The 17,376-nt window shown below is 72.1% G+C and carries 20 protein-coding genes and 1 tRNA gene; 13 read left to right on the forward strand and 8 right to left on the reverse strand.

All coding sequences use genetic code 11. The features are described 5' to 3' along the window. Nucleotides 1–76 precede the first annotated feature (76 nt). Nucleotides 77–148 (forward strand) — tRNA-Arg (locus ABZ948_RS09200). A 190-nt stretch (nucleotides 149–338) separates the two neighbouring features. Beyond that, entirely contained in the window at nucleotides 339–1,061 is a 723-nt protein-coding gene (locus ABZ948_RS09205) for a hypothetical protein (RefSeq protein ID WP_359758288.1), read from the forward strand. Between the two features lie 24 nt (nucleotides 1,062–1,085). On the opposite strand, the gene ABZ948_RS09210 is transcribed toward ABZ948_RS09205, so the two are convergent. Then, nucleotides 1,086–1,517 (reverse strand): MarR family winged helix-turn-helix transcriptional regulator, encoded by a 432-nt coding sequence (locus tag ABZ948_RS09210; RefSeq protein ID WP_359758289.1) that lies wholly within the window; start codon nucleotides 1,515–1,517, stop codon nucleotides 1,086–1,088. A gap of 176 nt (nucleotides 1,518–1,693) precedes the next feature. On the opposite strand from ABZ948_RS09210, the gene ABZ948_RS09215 reads away from it, so the two are divergent. Continuing rightward, nucleotides 1,694–2,170: an ester cyclase gene (locus ABZ948_RS09215; protein WP_359758290.1), complete on the forward strand. Its 477-nt coding sequence runs from the start codon at nucleotides 1,694–1,696 to the stop codon at nucleotides 2,168–2,170. A gap of 16 nt (nucleotides 2,171–2,186) precedes the next feature. Here ABZ948_RS09215 and ABZ948_RS09220 read toward each other — a convergent pair whose 3' ends face one another. Continuing rightward, nucleotides 2,187–2,462: a hypothetical protein gene (locus ABZ948_RS09220; RefSeq protein ID WP_359758291.1), complete on the reverse strand. Its 276-nt coding sequence runs from the start codon at nucleotides 2,460–2,462 to the stop codon at nucleotides 2,187–2,189. A 114-nt stretch (nucleotides 2,463–2,576) separates the two neighbouring features. Between ABZ948_RS09220 and ABZ948_RS09225 the strand changes: the two genes are divergently transcribed. After that, on the forward strand, nucleotides 2,577–3,173 hold the full coding sequence (locus ABZ948_RS09225; RefSeq protein WP_359758292.1) for a TetR/AcrR family transcriptional regulator: 597 nt from the start codon (nucleotides 2,577–2,579) through the stop codon (nucleotides 3,171–3,173). Between the two features lie 101 nt (nucleotides 3,174–3,274). Then, nucleotides 3,275–3,730, forward strand: coding sequence for an Asp23/Gls24 family envelope stress response protein (locus tag ABZ948_RS09230; protein WP_359758293.1), 456 nt, complete (start codon nucleotides 3,275–3,277; stop codon nucleotides 3,728–3,730). A 153-nt stretch (nucleotides 3,731–3,883) separates the two neighbouring features. Here ABZ948_RS09230 and ABZ948_RS09235 read toward each other — a convergent pair whose 3' ends face one another. Both ABZ948_RS09235 and ABZ948_RS09240 read right to left on the reverse strand, forming a co-directional pair. Further along, complete coding sequence (locus ABZ948_RS09235) at nucleotides 3,884–4,240, reverse strand: AzlD domain-containing protein (RefSeq protein WP_359758294.1); 357 nt, start codon at nucleotides 4,238–4,240, stop codon at nucleotides 3,884–3,886. After that, a complete protein-coding gene (locus tag ABZ948_RS09240) occupies nucleotides 4,237–4,920 on the reverse strand; it encodes an AzlC family ABC transporter permease (RefSeq protein WP_359758295.1) in 684 nt (227 codons plus the stop codon). Before ABZ948_RS09240 ends, ABZ948_RS09235 begins: the two co-directional genes overlap by 4 nt. 109 nt (nucleotides 4,921–5,029) lie before the next feature. Between ABZ948_RS09240 and ABZ948_RS09245 the strand changes: the two genes are divergently transcribed. Beyond that, nucleotides 5,030–5,560 carry a helix-turn-helix domain-containing protein gene (locus tag ABZ948_RS09245; protein ID WP_389613428.1) on the forward strand — a complete coding sequence of 177 codons (531 nt, stop codon included), beginning with the start codon at nucleotides 5,030–5,032 and terminating at the stop codon, nucleotides 5,558–5,560. Between the two features lie 68 nt (nucleotides 5,561–5,628). Here the strand turns inward: ABZ948_RS09245 and ku are convergent, their stop codons facing one another. Next, the gene (gene ku, locus ABZ948_RS09250) at nucleotides 5,629–6,645 is read right to left on the reverse strand and encodes a non-homologous end joining protein Ku (protein WP_494487290.1); all 1,017 of its coding nucleotides are present in this window, start codon (nucleotides 6,643–6,645) and stop codon (nucleotides 5,629–5,631) included. 63 nt (nucleotides 6,646–6,708) lie between these two features. Here ku and ligD point away from each other — a divergent pair, with 63 nt between their 5' ends. Then, on the forward strand, nucleotides 6,709–7,590 hold the full coding sequence (ligD, locus tag ABZ948_RS09255) for a non-homologous end-joining DNA ligase (RefSeq protein ID WP_031117415.1): 882 nt from the start codon (nucleotides 6,709–6,711) through the stop codon (nucleotides 7,588–7,590). A 1,000-nt stretch (nucleotides 7,591–8,590) separates the two neighbouring features. Here the strand turns inward: ligD and ABZ948_RS09260 are convergent. Then, complete coding sequence (locus ABZ948_RS09260) at nucleotides 8,591–9,394, reverse strand: nuclease-related domain-containing protein (RefSeq protein WP_359758297.1); 804 nt, start codon at nucleotides 9,392–9,394, stop codon at nucleotides 8,591–8,593. A gap of 121 nt (nucleotides 9,395–9,515) precedes the next feature. On the opposite strand from ABZ948_RS09260, the gene ABZ948_RS09265 reads away from it, so the two are divergent. The 6 genes from ABZ948_RS09265 (at nucleotide 9,516) to ABZ948_RS09290 (ending at nucleotide 15,561) form a co-directional block, all read left to right on the forward strand. Beyond that, nucleotides 9,516–10,019 (forward strand): protein-tyrosine phosphatase family protein, encoded by a 504-nt coding sequence (locus ABZ948_RS09265; RefSeq protein WP_359758298.1) that lies wholly within the window; start codon nucleotides 9,516–9,518, stop codon nucleotides 10,017–10,019. 110 nt (nucleotides 10,020–10,129) lie between these two features. After that, nucleotides 10,130–10,858, forward strand: coding sequence for a hypothetical protein (locus ABZ948_RS09270; RefSeq protein ID WP_359758299.1), 729 nt, complete (start codon nucleotides 10,130–10,132; stop codon nucleotides 10,856–10,858). After that, entirely contained in the window at nucleotides 10,855–12,108 is a 1,254-nt protein-coding gene (locus ABZ948_RS09275) for an ATP-binding protein (RefSeq protein ID WP_359758300.1), read from the forward strand. The genes ABZ948_RS09270 and ABZ948_RS09275 overlap by 4 nt, the downstream gene beginning before the upstream one ends. A gap of 114 nt (nucleotides 12,109–12,222) precedes the next feature. Continuing rightward, nucleotides 12,223–12,690 carry an SH3 domain-containing protein gene (locus tag ABZ948_RS09280; protein WP_359758301.1) on the forward strand — a complete coding sequence of 156 codons (468 nt, stop codon included), beginning with the start codon at nucleotides 12,223–12,225 and terminating at the stop codon, nucleotides 12,688–12,690. Between the two features lie 52 nt (nucleotides 12,691–12,742). Continuing rightward, nucleotides 12,743–14,104, forward strand: a complete 1,362-nt coding sequence (locus ABZ948_RS09285; RefSeq protein ID WP_359758302.1) for an FtsW/RodA/SpoVE family cell cycle protein — start codon at nucleotides 12,743–12,745, stop codon at nucleotides 14,102–14,104. Beyond that, nucleotides 14,101–15,561, forward strand: coding sequence for a penicillin-binding transpeptidase domain-containing protein (locus tag ABZ948_RS09290; protein WP_359758303.1), 1,461 nt, complete (start codon nucleotides 14,101–14,103; stop codon nucleotides 15,559–15,561). The genes ABZ948_RS09285 and ABZ948_RS09290 overlap by 4 nt, the downstream gene beginning before the upstream one ends. On the opposite strand, the gene ABZ948_RS09295 is transcribed toward ABZ948_RS09290, so the two are convergent. Both ABZ948_RS09295 and ABZ948_RS09300 read right to left on the reverse strand, forming a co-directional pair. Beyond that, nucleotides 15,558–16,157, reverse strand: coding sequence for a Uma2 family endonuclease (locus tag ABZ948_RS09295; protein WP_031114506.1), 600 nt, complete (start codon nucleotides 16,155–16,157; stop codon nucleotides 15,558–15,560). The two genes, ABZ948_RS09290 and ABZ948_RS09295, sit on opposite strands and share 4 nt — an antisense overlap. An 81-nt stretch (nucleotides 16,158–16,238) precedes the next feature. Next, nucleotides 16,239–17,351, reverse strand: a complete 1,113-nt coding sequence (locus tag ABZ948_RS09300) for a ferritin-like domain-containing protein (RefSeq protein WP_359758304.1) — start codon at nucleotides 17,349–17,351, stop codon at nucleotides 16,239–16,241. Between the last annotated feature and the right edge of the window lie 25 nt (nucleotides 17,352–17,376).

Raw genomic sequence — 17,376 nt, forward strand, 5'->3', positions numbered from 1 at the left:
AACCCGTTCATGACCACCCCGAGGGAGCTGGTAGTGTTCTACCCGTCGCCGCGAGCGAGCAGCTCCCGCCCGACACGCCCCCGTAGCTCAGGGGATAGAGCAACGGCCTCCGGAGCCGTGTGCGCAGGTTCGAATCCTGCCGGGGGCACCTTGGATTAGGTGCCTGAAGACCCCGTATTCAGCGGAGACGCTGCGTGCGGGGTCTTGTTGTGTGGGCTGGGGCGTAGTGCTGACGGCCTGGCTGCCCCCTCCCCTCCTCGACCCCCTCAACTCAACGCCGAGTAGCGCGTCCAGAGTCTGCGTGGTCAAGCTGGGAAGAGAGCGGTGAGGAAGGGGGCGTGATCATGGGGATGTGGTGTGTGGGCCCTGGGGCCTATGCGGCTGCGGCGGTCGTCGTCGGGCTCGTCGGGGGTGTGGTGGTGCAGGAGCCGAACGGCATCGAGGATCTCCCCCCGAATGAGATCGTCGAGAAGGCCGTTGACGCGACCAAGAGTGCGGAGTCGCTTCGGTTGAAGGGTGTGGCGACGAGCGGGGCGGATGAGGTTCGCATGGATCTCGCCGTGAGCAAGCAGGGGGACTGCAAGGGCACCATCAGTCCACGAGAGAACGTCACGGCGGAGATCATCAAAGTCGGCGATGTCGCCTACCTCAAGGGCGATGAGGCCTTCTGGAAGGACAGGGACGTCGACGCCGGTGGGGCCGCTGACCTGCTGGCCGATCAGTGGCTGAAGTTGCCCGCCGGCCAGGAGGGCTTCGGAGAGCTGGCCGAGATCTGTGACGCGGACAATCTGCTCAAGGACGTTCCCGACCCCAGCGGGCCTGGGCTGACCAAGGGCAAGGTCCACGATGTCGAGGGCCGGCCCGCGGTTCCGGTTTCCGGGAAGGACGGCGACGTCACCGGCAGGATGGATGTCGCGACGGAGGGCGAGCCGTACATCCTGCGCATCAGCGAGACCGGGGGCGATGAGCCCGTGGACGTGCTGATGACTGATTACAACAGGCCCGTCGACGCCAAGGCTCCGCATCCCGACGACGTTCTCGAGCTGGGGGACTTGGGATAGGGCGCGGTTTGGTACCAGCCCTGGTCAGCGCCTGCGCAGTCGTTCCGTTTGGGCTGAGCCCACCTCCGTGGTGCGGTGCAGGTACCGCTCGATTACCGCGAGTTCCTCGTCTGTGAAGCCTTCGAGCGCCTCCGCGAAGGCGTCGGCCGGTGCGTCCCACGCGGCGTCGGCCTCGGGGGCCCGGTGTGCGGTGAGGGAGACGCGGGTTCTCCTGCGGTCGTCGGGGTCGGGGTTCCTCTCGACCAGGCCCGCTCGCTCCAGCCGGTCGACGAGTCGAGTGGCCGAGCCCGAGGTCAGACCGGTCAGTTTGGCGATCTCGCCCGTGGTGAGGGGGGCTGGTTCGAGGCCCAGCAGGCTGACGCACTGCAGATCCGTCGGGTGCAGGCCCAGTCGGTCCGCCATGGCCTGGTTGAAGAGGGCGTATGCGGCGTGTTGGCGTCGGGCGGCCTCCGTCACGGATGTGAGTAGATCCGCGCGGTCCCGGTCCCCGTCCCGGCCCCGGCTTCGGTCTGGGCTTCGGGTTCCGTCTGGGTTCCCGTTTGGGTTTCCGGTTGACACCGGTCCGGCACCTCCCTTCAATTGCTGCGTCACGCAGATAGTGCGTGACGCAGAGTTTAACTGAGGAGAGCACCTTGAGCAGCCTGCCCCCCAAGGACACGCACGAGCTCTACGAGCGCTGGTCCGAGTTATGGCGCGGGGACTTCAGTCATGCCGACGAGATCCTCGACCCCGGTTTCGTCGTGCACCAGGCGCGGTCGGACGGCAGTGACTCCGAAGCGGCCACCGGGCCCGCGCGGCTGCTGCCCGAGATCGAGCAGACCATGGCGGCGTTCGGCGACATCGACATCACCGTGGACGTCGGGCCGATCGTCCAGGGCGATCTGGTCGCGGCGAGGTGGACGATGCGCGCTCGCTACACCGGCGGCCTCGACGGCGCCACGGCACCGGTCGGCACCCCGATCGCCTTCAGCGGGCACGACATCCTGCGCGTCTCCGGCGGCAGGTTCGTCGAGTACTGGACCTGTACCGACGTACTGGACGGGCTGACCCAGCTCGGGGCCATCGCCGGACCCAACGGGCCCGGTGCGGCCCCCGCTTCGGAGGCGTGAGCCTTCCCAGGCGCGGTCACGTGCGGCGGTCGGCCCGGCTCCTGGCGTGGCGGCGGGCCGCCGTCGCCAGGAGTGCGACGCCCGCGCAGCCCACCAGCAGCGCGCCCCACTCGGGTACGTGAGCCGCTCGCAGCAGGCCCGCGACGCCGAAGCTCGTGTTCCAGCCCGCCTCCGTGATGGCCGAGCCGAAGCCCTGGATCGTGAGGATCGCGCCGAAGAGCCAGAGCAGGCCCTGGGTCGAGCCGGTGTGACGGGTTTTGGGGTGGTTGGGGTGGTTGGGGTGATTGGGCATGACGGGCTCCCCTGCGGTGCCGATGGCACGACGGTTTCCGATGCGGTCGCATCACATCGTGCAGCGGGAACGGGATACGATGCAAGTGCATCGGAAAGGCGGGAGGGTCGGAGCTTGCCCAAGCAGGTCGACTACGAGGAGCGGCGGGTGCGGATCGCCGAGGCGGTCTGCGCGCTGATCGCGCGTTCCGGGATGGAGGCCGTCAGCCTCCGGGACGTCGCCGCCGAGGCGGACGTCTCCATGGGAGCCGTCCAGCGGTGCTTCCGCACCAAGGAGGACATGCTGCTCTTCGCACTGGAGCACGTCTCGCAGCACGTCAGCGAACGCGCCGACCGGCGCATCGCCGCGGCCTCGGAGCCGCAGGCCGCGGCCACCCTGCTCTGGCACACCCTGACCGAACTCGCCCTGCTGGACACGGAGTCGAGGGCGCAGGCGCACGTCTGGCTGGCCTTCGTCGGTCACGCGTCGGCCAGTGAGCGGCTGAGCGCCGTGCTGCGGGAGACGTACGCCAAGCTCCATGACCTCGTCGTGTGGATCGTCCGCTACGGGCAGGACACCGGGGAGATCCCCGGGCACTTCGACGCCGTTCAGGAGGCGCGAAGCCTGCTCGCCGTGGCCGACGGGCTCACTGTGCAGGTGCTCGCGGGGCATCAGTCACCCGAGGCGGCGAGGGACGTGCTGCAGCGTCACGTCGGTCATCTCCTGGGGTGACTTCGGCACTTTCGCCCCATCTGCACCATTGTTCTACCGTGGAGGAGAACGACGCTGCTCGTTTCCCCCGCACCGATCATCGAGCCATCGAGGTGACGGCCATGACGGAGACCACTCAGCGCAGGAACACCGCCGGCGGCAAGGGGGACCAGGCTCCCCCGGAAGCCCGCGGGAAGACCGAGATCGCGGACGCGGTCGTGGCGAAGATCGCGGGCATGACGGCCCGGGAGGTTCCAGAGATCCACCACCTCGGCGGAGGGATGACCAGGGCCCTCGGTGCCGTGCGCCAGCGCGTGCCCGGCGGGGGCAGCGGCGTCACCCAAGGGGTGAAGGTGGAGGTCGGGGAGCGTCAGGCCGCCGTCGACCTCGACGTGGTCGTGGAGTACGGCGCCGCCATCGCCGACACCGCCGCGGACGTCCGGACCAGCGTCGTCAACGCGGTGGAGCGGATGACCGGACTGGAGGTCGTGGAGGTCAACATCTCCGTCGACGACGTCCATCTGCCGGACGAGCCGGAGGACGAGGAGTCCGGGCCGGAGGAGCGGCGCGTGGCCTGAGGCCACCACCGCGTACCCCTCTGCGGCGGCGCTCGCCCAGCCGGGAAGCCGAGCACTCGAGACGTCCATGTGCGTTGCCAGTGGCCTCGCCCCTGCCGGCGGCACCGTCCGCGCGGCCGGCGAGGTCGGACATCTCCCGCGGCACGTCACATCTCACGGCACCCCCGCCGCCCGCAGCAGCGCCGCCGTGCCCGCGGCCGCCAGTACGACGACGAGGAACGGTGCCCTGCGCCAGGCGAGCACTCCGCCGACCAGGACCCCGAGCGGTCGGGCGGGGCCGGTGAAGGCGTGGCCCTCGGTGAGGGCGGACGTGGCGGCGAGGGCGGCGAGCAGGAGGACCGCCGAGACCTCCAGCAGCTTCTCGGCGCGCTCCGGGAAGCCGATCCTGGCCCGCAGGGCCGGGCCCGAGAGGCGGAGCAGGAAGGTCCCGGCCGCCAGGGCGAGCATCGCCAGCAGCGTCGGGAGCGTCGGGAGCATGGGCAGGGCGTCGCTCGCCCGCCCCGCCGTCATCGCACGGCCCCTTCCCCCGACCCGACGGTGCACAGCGGCAGCGCGGCCAGGGCGGCCAGGACCGGCAGGCCGGCCGGCAGGTACGGGGTGACGGCCAGGGCCAGCGCGGCGCCGGCGAGTGCGGTCCGCCGTAGCGGCCGGGACGTCAGCGCGGGCAGGGTGAGCGCCAGGATCACCGCGGGGAACATGGCGTCCAGGCCCAGGGCGTCGGTGTCCCGCACGACGCTGCCGAGCAGGGCGCCCAGCGCGGCGCCGGCCGGCCAGCAGACCAGGATGCCGAGGCCGCAGAGCCAGTACGTGGCCCGCCTGCGCTCCGGCTCGTCCTGGGCGAGGGCGAAGACGACCGTCTCGTCGTTCATCAGGTGCGTGCCGAGCACCTTGCGCCGGCCCGCCCCGAGGACATCGGGCACCGCCAGCCCGAACGGCAGGTGCCGCGCGTTGACCAGCAGCCCCGCCAGCAGCGCCGCGAGCGGGCTGCCGCCGGCGGCGATGATCCCGACGAACAGGAACTCGGACGAGGCGGCCAGGACGAGCACCCCCATCAGGACGGGGAACCACCAGGCGAAGCCCGAGGCGACCGCGAGCGCGCCGTACGACACGCCGATCACCCCGACGGCCAGGCAGACCAGCGCGATGTCGCGCGGGAGGGTCCCGTCCAGTGTTCTCCAGAACGAACGCATGTTGTTCAGAATGAACGGCGTATATTCTGTTCGTCAAGGCGAACGGAACGACCACTGGAGCGAACACGCCGTGTCCGACAACGACCCCGCCCCCAAGCCTCCGATCGAGATGATCGCCGCGTCTCTGCGGGCGGAGCGCGTCCGGGCCGGGCTCTCCCTCACCGAGGTCGCCCGGCGGGCCGGGCTCGCAAAGTCCACGTTGTCCCAGCTGGAGTCCGGCACCGGGAACCCCAGCCTGGAGACACTGTGGGCGCTCTGCGTGGCGCTGGGGATCCCCTTCGCCCGGCTGCTGGCGACCCCCCGGCCCCAGGTGCAGGTCATCCGGGCCGGGCAGGGGCCCGCGGTCGGCTCCGAGCAGAGCGACTACCGCGCCACCCTCCTCGCCGCCTCACCGCCCGGGGCGCGGCGGGACGTGTACGGCGTCGCCGCCGAGCCCGGGACGCGGCGCTCCTCCGCTGCGCACATGCCGGGCGTCGTGGAGCACGTCGTGATCAGCGCCGGCCGGGCCCTGGTGGGCACCGCCGAGGAGCCGGTGGAGCTCCATCCCGGCGACTACATCTGCTATCCGGCCGACGTCCCGCACGTGTTCCAGGCGCTGGAGCCGGGCACGCGTGCGGTGCTCGTCTCCGAGCATCACTGAGGCCCCCCACCGGGCCCTCCGCAGGCCCCATCGAGCCCTCCGCGGGCCCCCATCGAGCCCTCCGCGGGTCAGGCCGAGCGCTTGCGGGACGTCGACTTCTTGGCCGTCGTCTTCTTGGCGGTGCTCTTCGCGGCCGTCTTCTTCGTCCCCTGCGCGGACTTGGCGGTCGTCTTCTTCGCCGCCGTCTTCTTGGCCGCCGTCTTCTTCGCCGTGGACGTCGACTTCTTGCCGCCGGTCTGCTTGGGGGCCGCGCGGGACGTCTTGCGCTGCGGCAACGGCTGGACCTCGGCGTGGTCCCCGGCCTCCTCGCCGCGGGACTCTCGGGCCGCGCGGACGCTGTTCTCCAGGGCCGCCATCAGGTCCAGGACCTTGCCGCCGGCCGCGGGCTCGGGGGCCTGCGGCGGGGTCTCGCCGGCGGCCTTCGCGGCGATGACCTCCTCCACGGCCTCGCGGTACTCGTCGTGCAGGTCCTCCAGGTCGACCTCGCCCAGGGTGTCCATCAGCGCGTCGGCCAGGTCCAGTTCCTTGTCGCGGACGGTGACGTTCGTGTCGGGGGCCACGCCCTCGGGAGCACGGACCTCGTCCGGCCAGAGCAGGCCGTGCATCGCGATCGCGTCGCCCACCACCCGGAGCATGCCCAGCCGCTCGCGGCCACGCAGGGCGAACTTGGCGATCGCCACCTTGTTGCTGCGCTTCAGCGCCTCCCGCAGCAGGGTGTACGGCTTCGCCGCGGGGGCGCCGCTCGCCTGGAGGTAGTACGCGGCGTCCATCTGGAGCGGGTCGATCCGGTCGGCCGGGACGAAGGCGACGATCTCGATCGTCTTGGCCGTGGGGATCGGCAGGCTGGACAGGTCCTCGTCGGTGATCGGGATGATCGTGCCGTCGGCGTCCTCGTAGCCCTTGCCGATCTCTCCCTGGGTGACCTCGCGGTCCTCCAGTTCGCAGAACTTGCGGTAGCGGATGCGGCCGCCGTCCTCGGTGTGGATCTGGCGGAAGGAGATCGAGTGGCTCTCGGTGGCGTTCACCAGCTTGATCGGAATGCTGACCAGGCCGAAGGAGATGGCGCCGTTCCAGATGGATCTCACGTGCAGCACCCTTCCGGTCACGCTCGGGAGTGTTCGTCACGGTTTGCGTGGGATTCTTATCGTATGGCGCCTATCACAGAGGTGGAGGGGCGACGGCTCCCGCTCAGCAATCTGGAGAAGGTGCTGTATCCCGCCACCGGCTTCACCAAGGGCGAGGTGCTGCACTACTACGCGACCGTCGCCGAGGTCCTGCTGCCGCACCTGCGCGACCGGGCGGTGTCCTTCCTGCGGTATCCGGACGGGCCGGACGGGCAGGTGTTCTTCACGAAGAACGTGCCGCCGGGTACGCCCGAGTGGGTCACCACCGCCGAGGTGCCGCGGGTGGAGGGGCCGTCGCGGATGGTCCTGGTGCAGGATCTGCCGAGCCTGATGTGGGCGGCCAACCTCGTGACCGAGTTCCACACCCACCAGTGGCTGGTCGACACGCCGGAGGAGGCCGACCGGATCGTCTTCGACCTGGATCCGGGGGCGCCCGCGAGCATCGTGCAGTGCTGTGAGGTGGCGCTGTGGCTGCGGGAGCGGCTGGCGGCGGACGGCATCGAGGCCTACGCCAAGACCTCCGGCTCGAAGGGCCTGCATCTGCTCACCGCCGTGCGCGGGGCTTCCTCCGAGCAGGTGTCGGAGTACGCCAAGGAGCTGGCCGTCGAGGCGGAGAAGGCCATGCCCCGCCTGGCGCTGCACCGGATGACCAGGAGCCTGCGCCCCGGGAAGGTCTTCGTCGACTGGAGCCAGAACGCTGCGCGTAAGACCACGGCGACCCCCTACACGCTGCGGGCCCGTCCCGAGCCGACCGTCTCGGCACCCGTGACCTGGGAGGAGGTCGAGGAGTGCGGCGCACCCGGCCGCCTGGACTTCCACGCCCGGGACATCGCTCCCCGAGTACAGGACTACGGCGACCTGCTCGCGCCCTTGCTGGACCGGGGGCGGGCGGGGCGGTTGCCGTAGTCCGGGGCGGGGTTTCGGGCACGGGTGGGTCAGAGGGCGGGGGCCGCCGAGGGGTTCTCCAGGCGGCGGCCCGGCCGAGGCGGGTTCCCTGGGCGACGACCCGGCCGAGGAGAGTCCTGGAGGCGGCGGCCCGCCCGAGCTGGCGCCCCGGGCGACGGCCCGGCTGGGGGCAGCTCATGGGGGTGGCAGCCCAACTCAGGCGGGTCCACCAGGCAGCGGGCCGACCGAGGAGGGTCCTGGAGGCGGCTGCCCGACCGAGGAGGGTCCCCCGGGCGACAATCGGACAGGTGCGCCCGGGCGGGCCGGACAGGGGCGTCCGGGCGCCGGCCGGAAAGGGCGGCCAGCCCGGCGCCGACTGAACATGAGGGGCCACCCGGGCGCCGACCGGACACGACGAGTCACCCGGGCGTCGACCGGACACGACGAGTCACCCGAGCGTTCGACCAACCCGGGCCAGATCACCCATGCGCCCGGGCCCTGGCCGGCTCAACCAGGCGGCGTGGCCCGGACCGGATCAACCACGCGGCCTGGCGCAGACCGGATCACCCAGGCGCCGACCGGACACGACGAAGTCACCCGGGCGTTCGACCAACCCGGGCCGGATCACCCACGCGCCCGGGCCCTGGCCGGATCAACCAGACGGCGTGGCCCGGACCGGATCAACCACGCGGCCTGGCGCGGACCGGATCACCCAGGCGCCGACCGGACACGACGAGTCACCCGGGCGTTCGACCGACCCCGGCCGGATCACCCACGCGCCCGGGCCGGATCACCAGGCCGCGTCCGCACGCCCCGGGCCGGGCACCCAGACGCCGCCCACACACCCCGACCCACACCCCGGCGGCATACGCACACCCCGCCCCGGACCACCCAGACGCCACCCACACACCCCGACCCAGACCACCCAGACGCCATCCGCACCCCCCGCCCCGGACCACCCCGGCGGCATACGCACACCCGGCCGGGATCCCCCCTCACCCCTGCACACCCACCCCCGTCTTCACACCCTCCCCCACGTGTTCCGGTCCCGGGCCATCGCGTGGAGGGCCTCCACGTCCGCCGGTTTCAGGACTCCGCCCTGGCGGGACAGGGCGTCCAGGTCCGTGTCCGTCAGGACGCGGACCTCGCGGGGCGGGACCGGGAGGGCGAGTTTCGCCGGGCCGACCAGGGCGAGCACGGGGCGGACCTCCGCGGTCAGGGCGTAGGAGGCGCGGCCGGCGTCGGAGCGGACGCGGCGGAGCAGGGGGTAGGGGTCGCGGCGGCCCAGGGTGACCAGGGGGTCGGCGACCGTCACCCGCTGCTTGCGCGCGTACAGCGTGTGCAGGGCGAACAGCCCGCCGGGCCCGATCAGCAGATGGTGGACGCGGTCGCCGCCGGGGAGCGGGACGGAGTGCAGGGCGTGCCAGCCCGCGCCGTCCAGGCGGTCCAGGGCCTCGCCGACCGCCTGCTCCGCTTCCAGGGCCCGGCGGCGCGGATCGGCCCGCAGCCGACGGGCCGGGCCGGGGTCGCGGTCGAGGGCGACGAGGAGGGCCTCGCCGGGGCGGTTGGGGGCCAGGTCGTCGTCGGGGTGGAGGGCCAGACGGGCCAGTTCGGCGGGGGTCGGCACGGGCGGTGGCCCCACCGTCACGGGGCCGGTGATGAAGGGCCCGAGGGCCCGGAGCACCTCGTCCTCGCGGTCCTCGCCGAGCAGGTTCACCCGGGCCGCGTCACGGTCGTACCAGGCGATGTTCCTGCCGTCCGGGAGGCAGACGTACAGCCGCTCCTGACCGTGCCTCCAGGCCGGCACGACGCGCAGTCCGTCCATGCACCATCACCCCCGACCATGGGAACAGGCGGGGTGCTGCGGGGGCAAGAACCCGGCTACCTTTGGAAGGAGTTGGGCCTGCCCGGCGGACCCTTCGGGCGGTGATGGTGGGGAGGCTCCGTTGCGTACCCGCAGGAAACCTGACGTGCCGGCGCCCGAGAGCCCGTGGAGCGAGGTCGCCCCCGGCCTGTGGATGGGCGGCCACGAGTACACGGGAGCCCTCGGCCATCCGGAGTTCGCCGTCGTACGGGACGAGTTCGATCTCGTGCAGACGCTGCTCCGGCTGCCGGGACACGGCCCCGATCCCGGTGTCCGGCACCACGTCTGGCCGATCCCCGACGGACCCCTGGACGGGACGCAGCTGGCCGGGGTGATCCGGCTCGCCGAGGCCGCGTGCGAGGCGCTGGACGAGGGGCGCCGGGTCCTCGTCCGCTGCTACCACGGGTACAACCGCTCCGGCCTCGTCGTCGCGCACGCGCTGATCCGCCGGGGCAGCTCCGTCGACGCCGCGATCCGGCTGATCCGGGACCGCCGCTCGCCCTGGGCGCTGCACAACGAGCTGTTCGTCGAGTACCTGCGGGCCGGTCTGTCCACGGCCCGGCTGCTGGAGGAGCTCACCGAGTAGCACGGCACACGGCCGCCCTCTCGCGCAAATGGGACTTCCCCGCGAATAAGGTGTACGCGGCCGGCGGTCGCGCCCGAGCCGCGTGATGACCCTCGAACCGCAGGAGTGCAGTGCCCCTCAGCCGTGCTGGAAAGGCAGCCCGCCGCGCCGCCGCCGTCGCCCTCCTGCTGGCGGCCGCCGTGGGCTGCGGGGACGCCGGCGGTCTCGAGGGCGCCGGCTCGACCCCTACGGCGGTCGGTCCGGCCCGGCTCTGGCCGGAGCTGACACCGGCGTCCAGCCCGGCCTTCGAGATCGGCGAGGTGAACACCGAGGTGGTCAAGGGGGTCGAGGTCCCCGCCGGAGACGACATCCGCCGGGTGGAGCCGGTCGGGATCGTCCGGGCCGAGATCGCCGCGAGCCCCGGTGACTACGACGGCGCCAAGGCACCCTACCGGGACACGAAGCGGCGGATGGCCGACTGCGCCAAGGGGCCGGGGCACGGGAGGTGCCCGGTCCTCAAGCCGTACTACCGGGACCTGACCGGTGACGGGCGCGACGACCTGACGCTGGGCTTCAGCCTGCTGCCCGGCAGGACGACCGCGGTGCGCGTGTACACCGTCGAGAAGCACCGGCTGGTGCAGGTGATGGCGTGGGAGGACGCGCTCAGCGGCGTCGAGCTGGCCGGGCGTTCCCTCGTCATCCGGTCCCCCTCGGAGGTCGCCGGGTACGAGTACCGCCTCCAGTGGACCTGGGACCGGGACCAGCGGGCCATGCTCCTCACTCACGACGAGATGCTGCGCACCGGCCCGCGCACCCACGCCCCGCGCCCGTCCGCCTCCCCCTCGGCGAGCAGCGGATGAGGCTCACCTTCCCCCAGTGGTCCGGGACGCTCGCCGTGAAGGCCGCCGCCTTCATCACGGTGATGTGCTGCGCGCTGGCCGCCCTGCTCGGCGTCCTGGTGCATGTGCAGGTGACCAACCAGACCGTCGGCCAGGCCCGTGACCAGGCGTTGCAGCGGCTGACGCAGGCGACAGAGCGGTACGAGGCCGGGGACACGCTCCGGCGGGGTGCCGGGGTGGATCCGCCGGGGCTGCCGCGGCAGCTGCGGGAGCTGGCGGTGGCCGGGGACCGCGGCACGATGGTCGCCGACTTCGCGGGGCGCCCCACGATGTGGGCGGCGGGGCCCGCCGACGGTGACCGGGCGCTGGCCGTGGCGGTCGACTACTCGCAGCAGGCGCGCACCATCGCGGGCCTGGACCGGGCGATCCTGTGGTCGTCGGGGCTGGCGATCGGGGCGACGCTGCTGGTCGGCGCGTTCGCGGTGACGCGGGTGACACGGCGGCTGCACACCACGGCACGGGTGGCCCGGCGGATCAGCGCGGGCGACCTGGACGCGCGCGTGAACGACCCCCGTGCGGACCCGCGGGCCAAGGACCCGGCCCGCCCGACGGACGAGGTGGCCGCGGTCGCCGCCGCGCTGGACTCCATGGCGTCGTCGTTGCAGGGCAAGCTGCTCGCCGAGCAGCGGTTCACCGCGGACGTCGCCCATGAGCTGCGCACCCCGCTGACGGGGCTGCACGCGGCGGCCGAACTGCTGCCGCCGGGCCGCCCGACCGAGCTGGTGCGGGACCGGGTGGCGGCGCTGCGCACCCTCACCGAGGACCTGCTGGAGATCTCCCGGCTGGACACCGGGCGGGAGCGGCTGGAGCTGGACACCGAGCAGTTGGGTCCGCTGGCCGAGCGGGTGGTGCGCGCGTCGGGGAGCGGCACGGAGGTCGTCGTCGTGCGGGACGTGTGCGTGGAGACGGACCGGCGGCGGCTGGAGCGGGTGCTGGGGAACCTGGTGGCGAACGCGCACAAGCACGGCCGTGGGCCGGTGGTGCTGACCGTGGACGGGCCGGTGGTGACCGTCCGGGACCACGGGGACGGCTTTCCGGAGTACCTGGTGGCGCACGGGCCGCAGCGGTTCCGCACGGAGGGCGGCGCCCGGGGGCACGGGCTGGGGCTGACCATCGCGCTGGGGCAGGCGGAGGTGCTGGGGGCGCGGCTGGAGTTCGCGAACGCGCCGGACGGCGGGGCCGTGGCGACCCTGGAACTGACGGCGGAGTGAGAGCTCGGGGCGCGTTCCCCTATGGCCCACTGTGACGGGCGGGGACCGAAGGGCGCTCCTAATGTGGCGATTAGTCAGCTTCGGCACCTTCGCCCCCACATGGAGGTCATTCCCATGTCCCTGCGCTCGCGCCTCTCCATAGCCACCGCCGCCGGACTCCTCGCCGCCGCGGCCGCCGTCACGCCTGCCGCCGCCGCGCACGACGACTGGGACCCGACGGGCGGCAACGGCCACCACCACCACGACCCCAGCGGCGGCAACGGCCACCACCACGACTCGACCGGCGGCAACGGCCACCACACCGACCCCACGGGCGGCAACGGCGACCACCACGGCCACCACGGGAAGCACCTCTTCAAGGGCGTCGTCACGGCGAACACGCTGGCGCTGCGCAGCGCCCCGAACCGCGGCTCGCAGATCATCCGGCACGCCCACAAGGGCGACATCGTCAGCATCTTCTGCAAGACCGGCGGCGAGACCGTGAAGGGCAACCCGCTCTGGTACCTCCTGACGGACGGCACCTGGGCCTGGGGCGCGGCCCGCTACATCGACAACATCGGTCCCGCGCCACGCTGGTGCTGACACTCGGCCCACCAAAGGCACACAAGACGCACTGTTTGGGTAGGTTCCGGACATGAGCAAGGCCGGAATCATGGCGACGGCGGACCCGCCCGCGCCCGCCGTCCGCCGCCTCCCCCGGCGCCGGGGCATCGAACTCGCCCTCATCGTCCTCGCTGTCCTGCTGTCGGTGTACGGCTACTGCGCCGTGGGCCTCGCCCGGGACGGCGCCGTCCCGCCCGGGGCCGCCGGCTACGGCGCGGGGCTCGGCGTGCTCGCGCTGCTGGCGCATCTGGCGGTGCGGCTGCGGGCCCCGCACGCCGACCCCCTGCTGCTGCCGATCGGCGTGCTGCTCAACGGGCTCGGCCTGGTGCTCATCTACCGGCTCGACCTGGAGACCCCGGGCGACCGGGCGGCACCCGCCCAACTGGTGTGGTCGACGCTGGGCGTGGCGCTGTTCATCCTGGTCGTCCTGCTCCTGCGCGACCACCGCGTGCTCCAGCGCTACACATACGTCTGCGTGGCCGCCGCGCTGGTGCTGCTCACCCTGCCGATCCTGTTCCCGGCGGTGAACGGGGCCCGCATCTGGATCCGGGTCGCCGGGTTCTCCATCCAGCCGGGCGAGTTCGCGAAGGTGCTGCTGGCGGTGTTCTTCGCCGCGTACCTGGCCGCGAACCGCAACGCCCTCGCCTACACCGGCCGCCGGATCTGGAGGCTCCAGCTGCCGACCGGCCGGGTCCTCGGCCCGATCGTCGCCGTCTGGCTGGTGAGCGTCGGCGTCCTGATCCTGGAACGCGACCTAGGCACCTCGCTGCTCTTCTTCGGCCTGTTCGTCGTCCTCCTCTACGTCGCCACCGGCCGCACCGGCTGGATCGCCGTGGGCCTGCTGCTGGCGGCGCTGGGCGCGGTCGCCGTGGGCCGGCTGGAGCCGCACGTGCACGGCAGGATCGAGACCTGGCTGCACCCCTTCGCCTCCATCGAGGCGGGCGAGGGCGCCAACCAGCTCGCCCAGTCGCTGTTCGCCTTCGCGGAGGGCGGCCTCCTCGGCACGGGCCTCGGACTCGGCCACTCGGTCCTCATCGGCTTCGCCGTGAAGTCGGACTTCATCCTGGCCACGGCGGGCGAGGAACTGGGCTTCGCGGGCCTGTCGGCCGTCTTCCTCCTCTACGGCCTGCTGGTGGAGCGCGGCTTCCGGGCGGGCCTCGCGCTGCGCGAGCCGTTCGGCCGGCTGCTCGCGGTCGGACTCGCCTCGCTGGTGGCGCTCCAGGTGTTCGTGATCGCGGGCGGGGTGACCGGACTGATCCCGCTGACGGGCATGGCGATGCCGTTCCTGGCGCAGGGCGGCTCGTCGGTGGTCACCAACTGGGCGATCGTGGCGCTGCTGGTCCGGGTGAGCGACTCGGCCCGGCGCCAGTACGACGGGCAGGGCACCCGATGACGCGGCACATCCGGCACGCCGGTTTCTTCTGCGCCCTGCTGCTGGCGGCCCTGCTGGTGAACGCCGCCCGCGTCCAGGTCGTCCAGGCCCCGGCCTACGACCGCAACCCGGCCAACCGCCGCCCGGACATCGCCCGCTACGAGCAGCCGCGCGGCGACATCCTGGTCGGCGGCCGGCCCGTCACCGGCTCCAAGGACACCCGGGAGCACCTGCGCTACGAACGCACCTACACGGACGGGCCGTTGTACGCGCCGGTCACCGGCTTCGCCTCCCAGTTGTACGGGACGACGCTCCTGGAGCACAGCGAGGACGGCATCCTGTCCGGCTCGGACCCGATGCTCGCGCCGTTCCGGCTGTGGAACGACTTCACGCGGGCGCGGAACTCCGGCGGGGACGTCGTCACCACCCTCGACCCCGAGGCGCAGCGGGCGGCGTACGAGGGGCTCGCCGGGCTGAAGGGCGCGGTGGCGGCGCTGGAACCGTCGACCGGCCGGATCCTGGCGCTGGTGTCCCGCCCGTCCTACGATCCCCAGCCGCTGTCCGGGAACGGGTCGGCGGCGACCGAGGCGTGGCGGCGGCTGAACGCCGACCGGGACCGCCCGATGCTCAACCGGGCGATCCGCCGGACGTATCCGCCGGGCTCGACCTTCAAGGTCGTCACCCTGGCCGCCGCGCTGGACGCGGGCGTGGTCACGGACCTCGACGCGCCGACCGACTCCCCCGACCCGTACACCCTGCCCGGGACGCGGACCCGCCTGACGAACGCGTCCCGGGGCTGTCGGGACGCCTCCGTGCGGGAGGCCTTCACCCTCTCCTGCAACACGGTGTTCGCCAGGCTCGGCGTGGCGGTGGGCCGGACGGACATGACGGACACGGCCCATGCCTTCGGCTTCAACAACCCGGCCCTGCGCGTCCCCTTCCCGGTGGCCCGGTCCACGTTCGACACCTCGCTCGACCAGGCGCAGCTCGGGCTGTCGTCGATCGGCCAGTACAACACCCGGGCCACGCCCCTGCAGATGGCGATGGTCGCGGCGGCCGTGGCCAACGGCGGTCAGGTGCGGGAGCCGTACCTGGTGGAGCGTACGACCCGGCCGGGCGGCAGCATCCTCGCGACGGCCGGTTCGCGCGCGGTCCGCCAGGCGATGTACCCCTCGACGGCGGTCCGGCTGCGCGCGCTGATGCGGGAGGTGGTCGAGAACGGCACCGGGCGGCGGGCCGCGATCCGCGGCGCCAAGGTGGGCGGCAAGACCGGCACGGCCCAGCACGGCCGCCGCAACTCCGGTACGCCGTACGCCTGGTTCATCTCCTGGGCCCAGGGCGAGCGGGACCTCGCGCCGCGGGTGGCGGTCGCGGTGGTCGTGGAGGACGCGGAGGCGGAGCGCCGGAACATCAGCGGGGGCGGCGACGCGGCACCGATCGCGCGGGCGGTGATGGCGGCGGTCCTCAAGTCGCGCTAGCGGCGGCGGTTGATGGCGGTGAGGTCGATGTCGATGGGGAAGGGGACGGTCAGCTTGAGCTTGTCGTGGAAGATGCCGGTCAAGCCGTAGGACTGAGTCGCGGGGTCGAGTTCGTAGACGTAGACGACCGGGAGTCCCTCGTTCTCCTCGACGCGCCAGTAGTGCGGAATGCCTGCCTGAGCGTACTTCCTCGGCTTTACCTCGCGGTCCCGGTCCTCCGAGTCCTCCGAGACAACCTCGACGGCGATCACGACGTCTTCGGGCCGGTACCAGGTCTGCTGGGGACCTGTGTCGGCATCCGCGCGGAACACCAGCACATCGGGCTCCGGGCGGTTGCGCTTGTTCAGCTTGATGGTCATCTCCCGGATGACGTCGAGCTCCTCCGGCACTTGATCCAGCAGGGTGTTGTCCAACAGGCGAATGGCACGCGAGTGGAAGTTGGTCTGCGGACTCACGAAGACAAGACTCCCGTCGATCAGCTCCGTGTGCGGAGGCAGGTTCGGAAGCGCGTCGAGGTCGTCCGCCGTCCAGCCACCCTCCGGCGGACGAGGCCACTCGAAGTCGTCGCCCAGCCCGTAGTCGCGTGCGGCGCTCATGATTGCTCCCATGTGCCGGAGTCTGCCTGGCACAGTCAGCGTACCCAGGGGAATATGCCGGTTCGCCCGTCGAACGAGTGATCAGTCTCCGAGCCGTTGACCGGCCTCGATCGCTTCCTCCACCTCCGCCACCCGCTCCTTCTCCTCCGCCGCGAAGCGCTCCGCGTCCAGCTGCTCGGCGACCTCCTCGTCCTGGGCCATCAGCAGGTCGAGGTCGGAGTCGCCCATCTCCAGGACGCCCAGGTCGACGTAGGCCCGCTGGAGGCGTTTACCCCACAGGCCGATGTCCTTGACGCAGGGGACGATGCGGCTGAAGAGCAGTTTGCGGAACAGGGCGAGGAACTCGGACTGCTCGCTGTACTCCTCGGCCTCGGCCTTCGGGATGCCGAAGTTCTCCAGGACCTCGACACCGCGCAGCCGGTCGCGCATGAGGTAGCAGCCCTCGATGACGAACTCCTCGCGCTCCCTGAGCTCGGCGTCGGTGAGCTGCCGGTAGTAGTCGCGCAGGGCCATCCGCCCGAAGGCCACGTGCCGGGCCTCGTCCTGCATGACGTACGCGAGGATCTGCTGGGGCAGCGGCTTGTCCGTCGTGTCCCTGATCATGCCGAAGGCGGCGAGGGCCAGGCCCTCGATCAGCACCTGCATCCCGAGGTAGGGCATGTCCCAGCGCGAGTCGCGCAGGGTGTCGCCCAGCAGCGACTGGAGGTTGTCGTTGATCGGGTACAGCAGCCCGATCTTCTCGTGCAGGAACCGGCCGTAGATCTCGGCGTGCCGGGCCTCGTCCATCGTCTGGGTCGCGGAGTAGAACTTGGCGTCCAGGTCGGGGACCGACTCCACGATCCGGGCGGCGCAGATCATCGCGCCCTGCTCGCCGTGCAGGAACTGGCTGAACTGCCAGGAGGCGTAGTGCCGGCGCAGCTCGCCCTTGTCCTTGTCCGTCAGCTTCGCCCAGTGCCGGGTCCCGTACAGCGACATGGCCTCGTCCGGAGTCCCCAGCGCATCGTGGGGATCCACCTCCAGCTCCCAGTCGATCCGCCGCTGCCCGTCCCACTGCTTGTCCTTGCCCTTCTGGTAGAGGGCCAGGAGGCGGTCGCGGCCGTCGTCGTACTCCCAGTTGAAACGGGCCGCGCCGGTCGCCCGCACCTGCCACACGGGCTCTTCCGGCTCCTTGGCGTACACGTCGAAGGTCGGCATGTCCGCAGGCTCACACGAGGTAGAC

Source organism: Streptomyces olindensis (assembly GCF_040645895.1).
GTDB classification, from domain to species: domain Bacteria; phylum Actinomycetota; class Actinomycetes; order Streptomycetales; family Streptomycetaceae; genus Streptomyces; species Streptomyces olindensis.

What these genes read in the sequence shown, in the direction of transcription:
- ABZ948_RS09290 (WP_359758303.1), top strand. Translation starts at nt 14,101, where the DNA reads ATGACGCGGCACATCCGGCACGCCGGTTTCTTCTGCGCCCTGCTGCTG.
- ABZ948_RS09285 (WP_359758302.1), top strand. Translation starts at nt 12,743, where the DNA reads ATGAGCAAGGCCGGAATCATGGCGACGGCGGACCCGCCCGCGCCCGCC.
- ABZ948_RS09260 (WP_359758297.1), bottom strand. Translation starts at nt 9,394, where the DNA reads ATGGACGGACTGCGCGTCGTGCCGGCCTGGAGGCACGGTCAGGAGCGG.
- ABZ948_RS09275 (WP_359758300.1), top strand. Translation starts at nt 10,855, where the DNA reads ATGAGGCTCACCTTCCCCCAGTGGTCCGGGACGCTCGCCGTGAAGGCC.
- ABZ948_RS09300 (WP_359758304.1), bottom strand. Translation starts at nt 17,351, where the DNA reads ATGCCGACCTTCGACGTGTACGCCAAGGAGCCGGAAGAGCCCGTGTGG.
- ABZ948_RS09245 (WP_389613428.1), top strand. Translation starts at nt 5,030, where the DNA reads ATGATCGCCGCGTCTCTGCGGGCGGAGCGCGTCCGGGCCGGGCTCTCC.
- ligD (WP_031117415.1), top strand. Translation starts at nt 6,709, where the DNA reads ATGGCGCCTATCACAGAGGTGGAGGGGCGACGGCTCCCGCTCAGCAAT.
- ABZ948_RS09295 (WP_031114506.1), bottom strand. Translation starts at nt 16,157, where the DNA reads ATGAGCGCCGCACGCGACTACGGGCTGGGCGACGACTTCGAGTGGCCT.
- ABZ948_RS09220 (WP_359758291.1), bottom strand. Translation starts at nt 2,462, where the DNA reads ATGCCCAATCACCCCAACCACCCCAACCACCCCAAAACCCGTCACACC.
- ABZ948_RS09240 (WP_359758295.1), bottom strand. Translation starts at nt 4,920, where the DNA reads ATGCGTTCGTTCTGGAGAACACTGGACGGGACCCTCCCGCGCGACATC.
- ABZ948_RS09235 (WP_359758294.1), bottom strand. Translation starts at nt 4,240, where the DNA reads ATGACGGCGGGGCGGGCGAGCGACGCCCTGCCCATGCTCCCGACGCTC.
- ABZ948_RS09230 (WP_359758293.1), top strand. Translation starts at nt 3,275, where the DNA reads ATGACGGAGACCACTCAGCGCAGGAACACCGCCGGCGGCAAGGGGGAC.
- ABZ948_RS09280 (WP_359758301.1), top strand. Translation starts at nt 12,223, where the DNA reads ATGTCCCTGCGCTCGCGCCTCTCCATAGCCACCGCCGCCGGACTCCTC.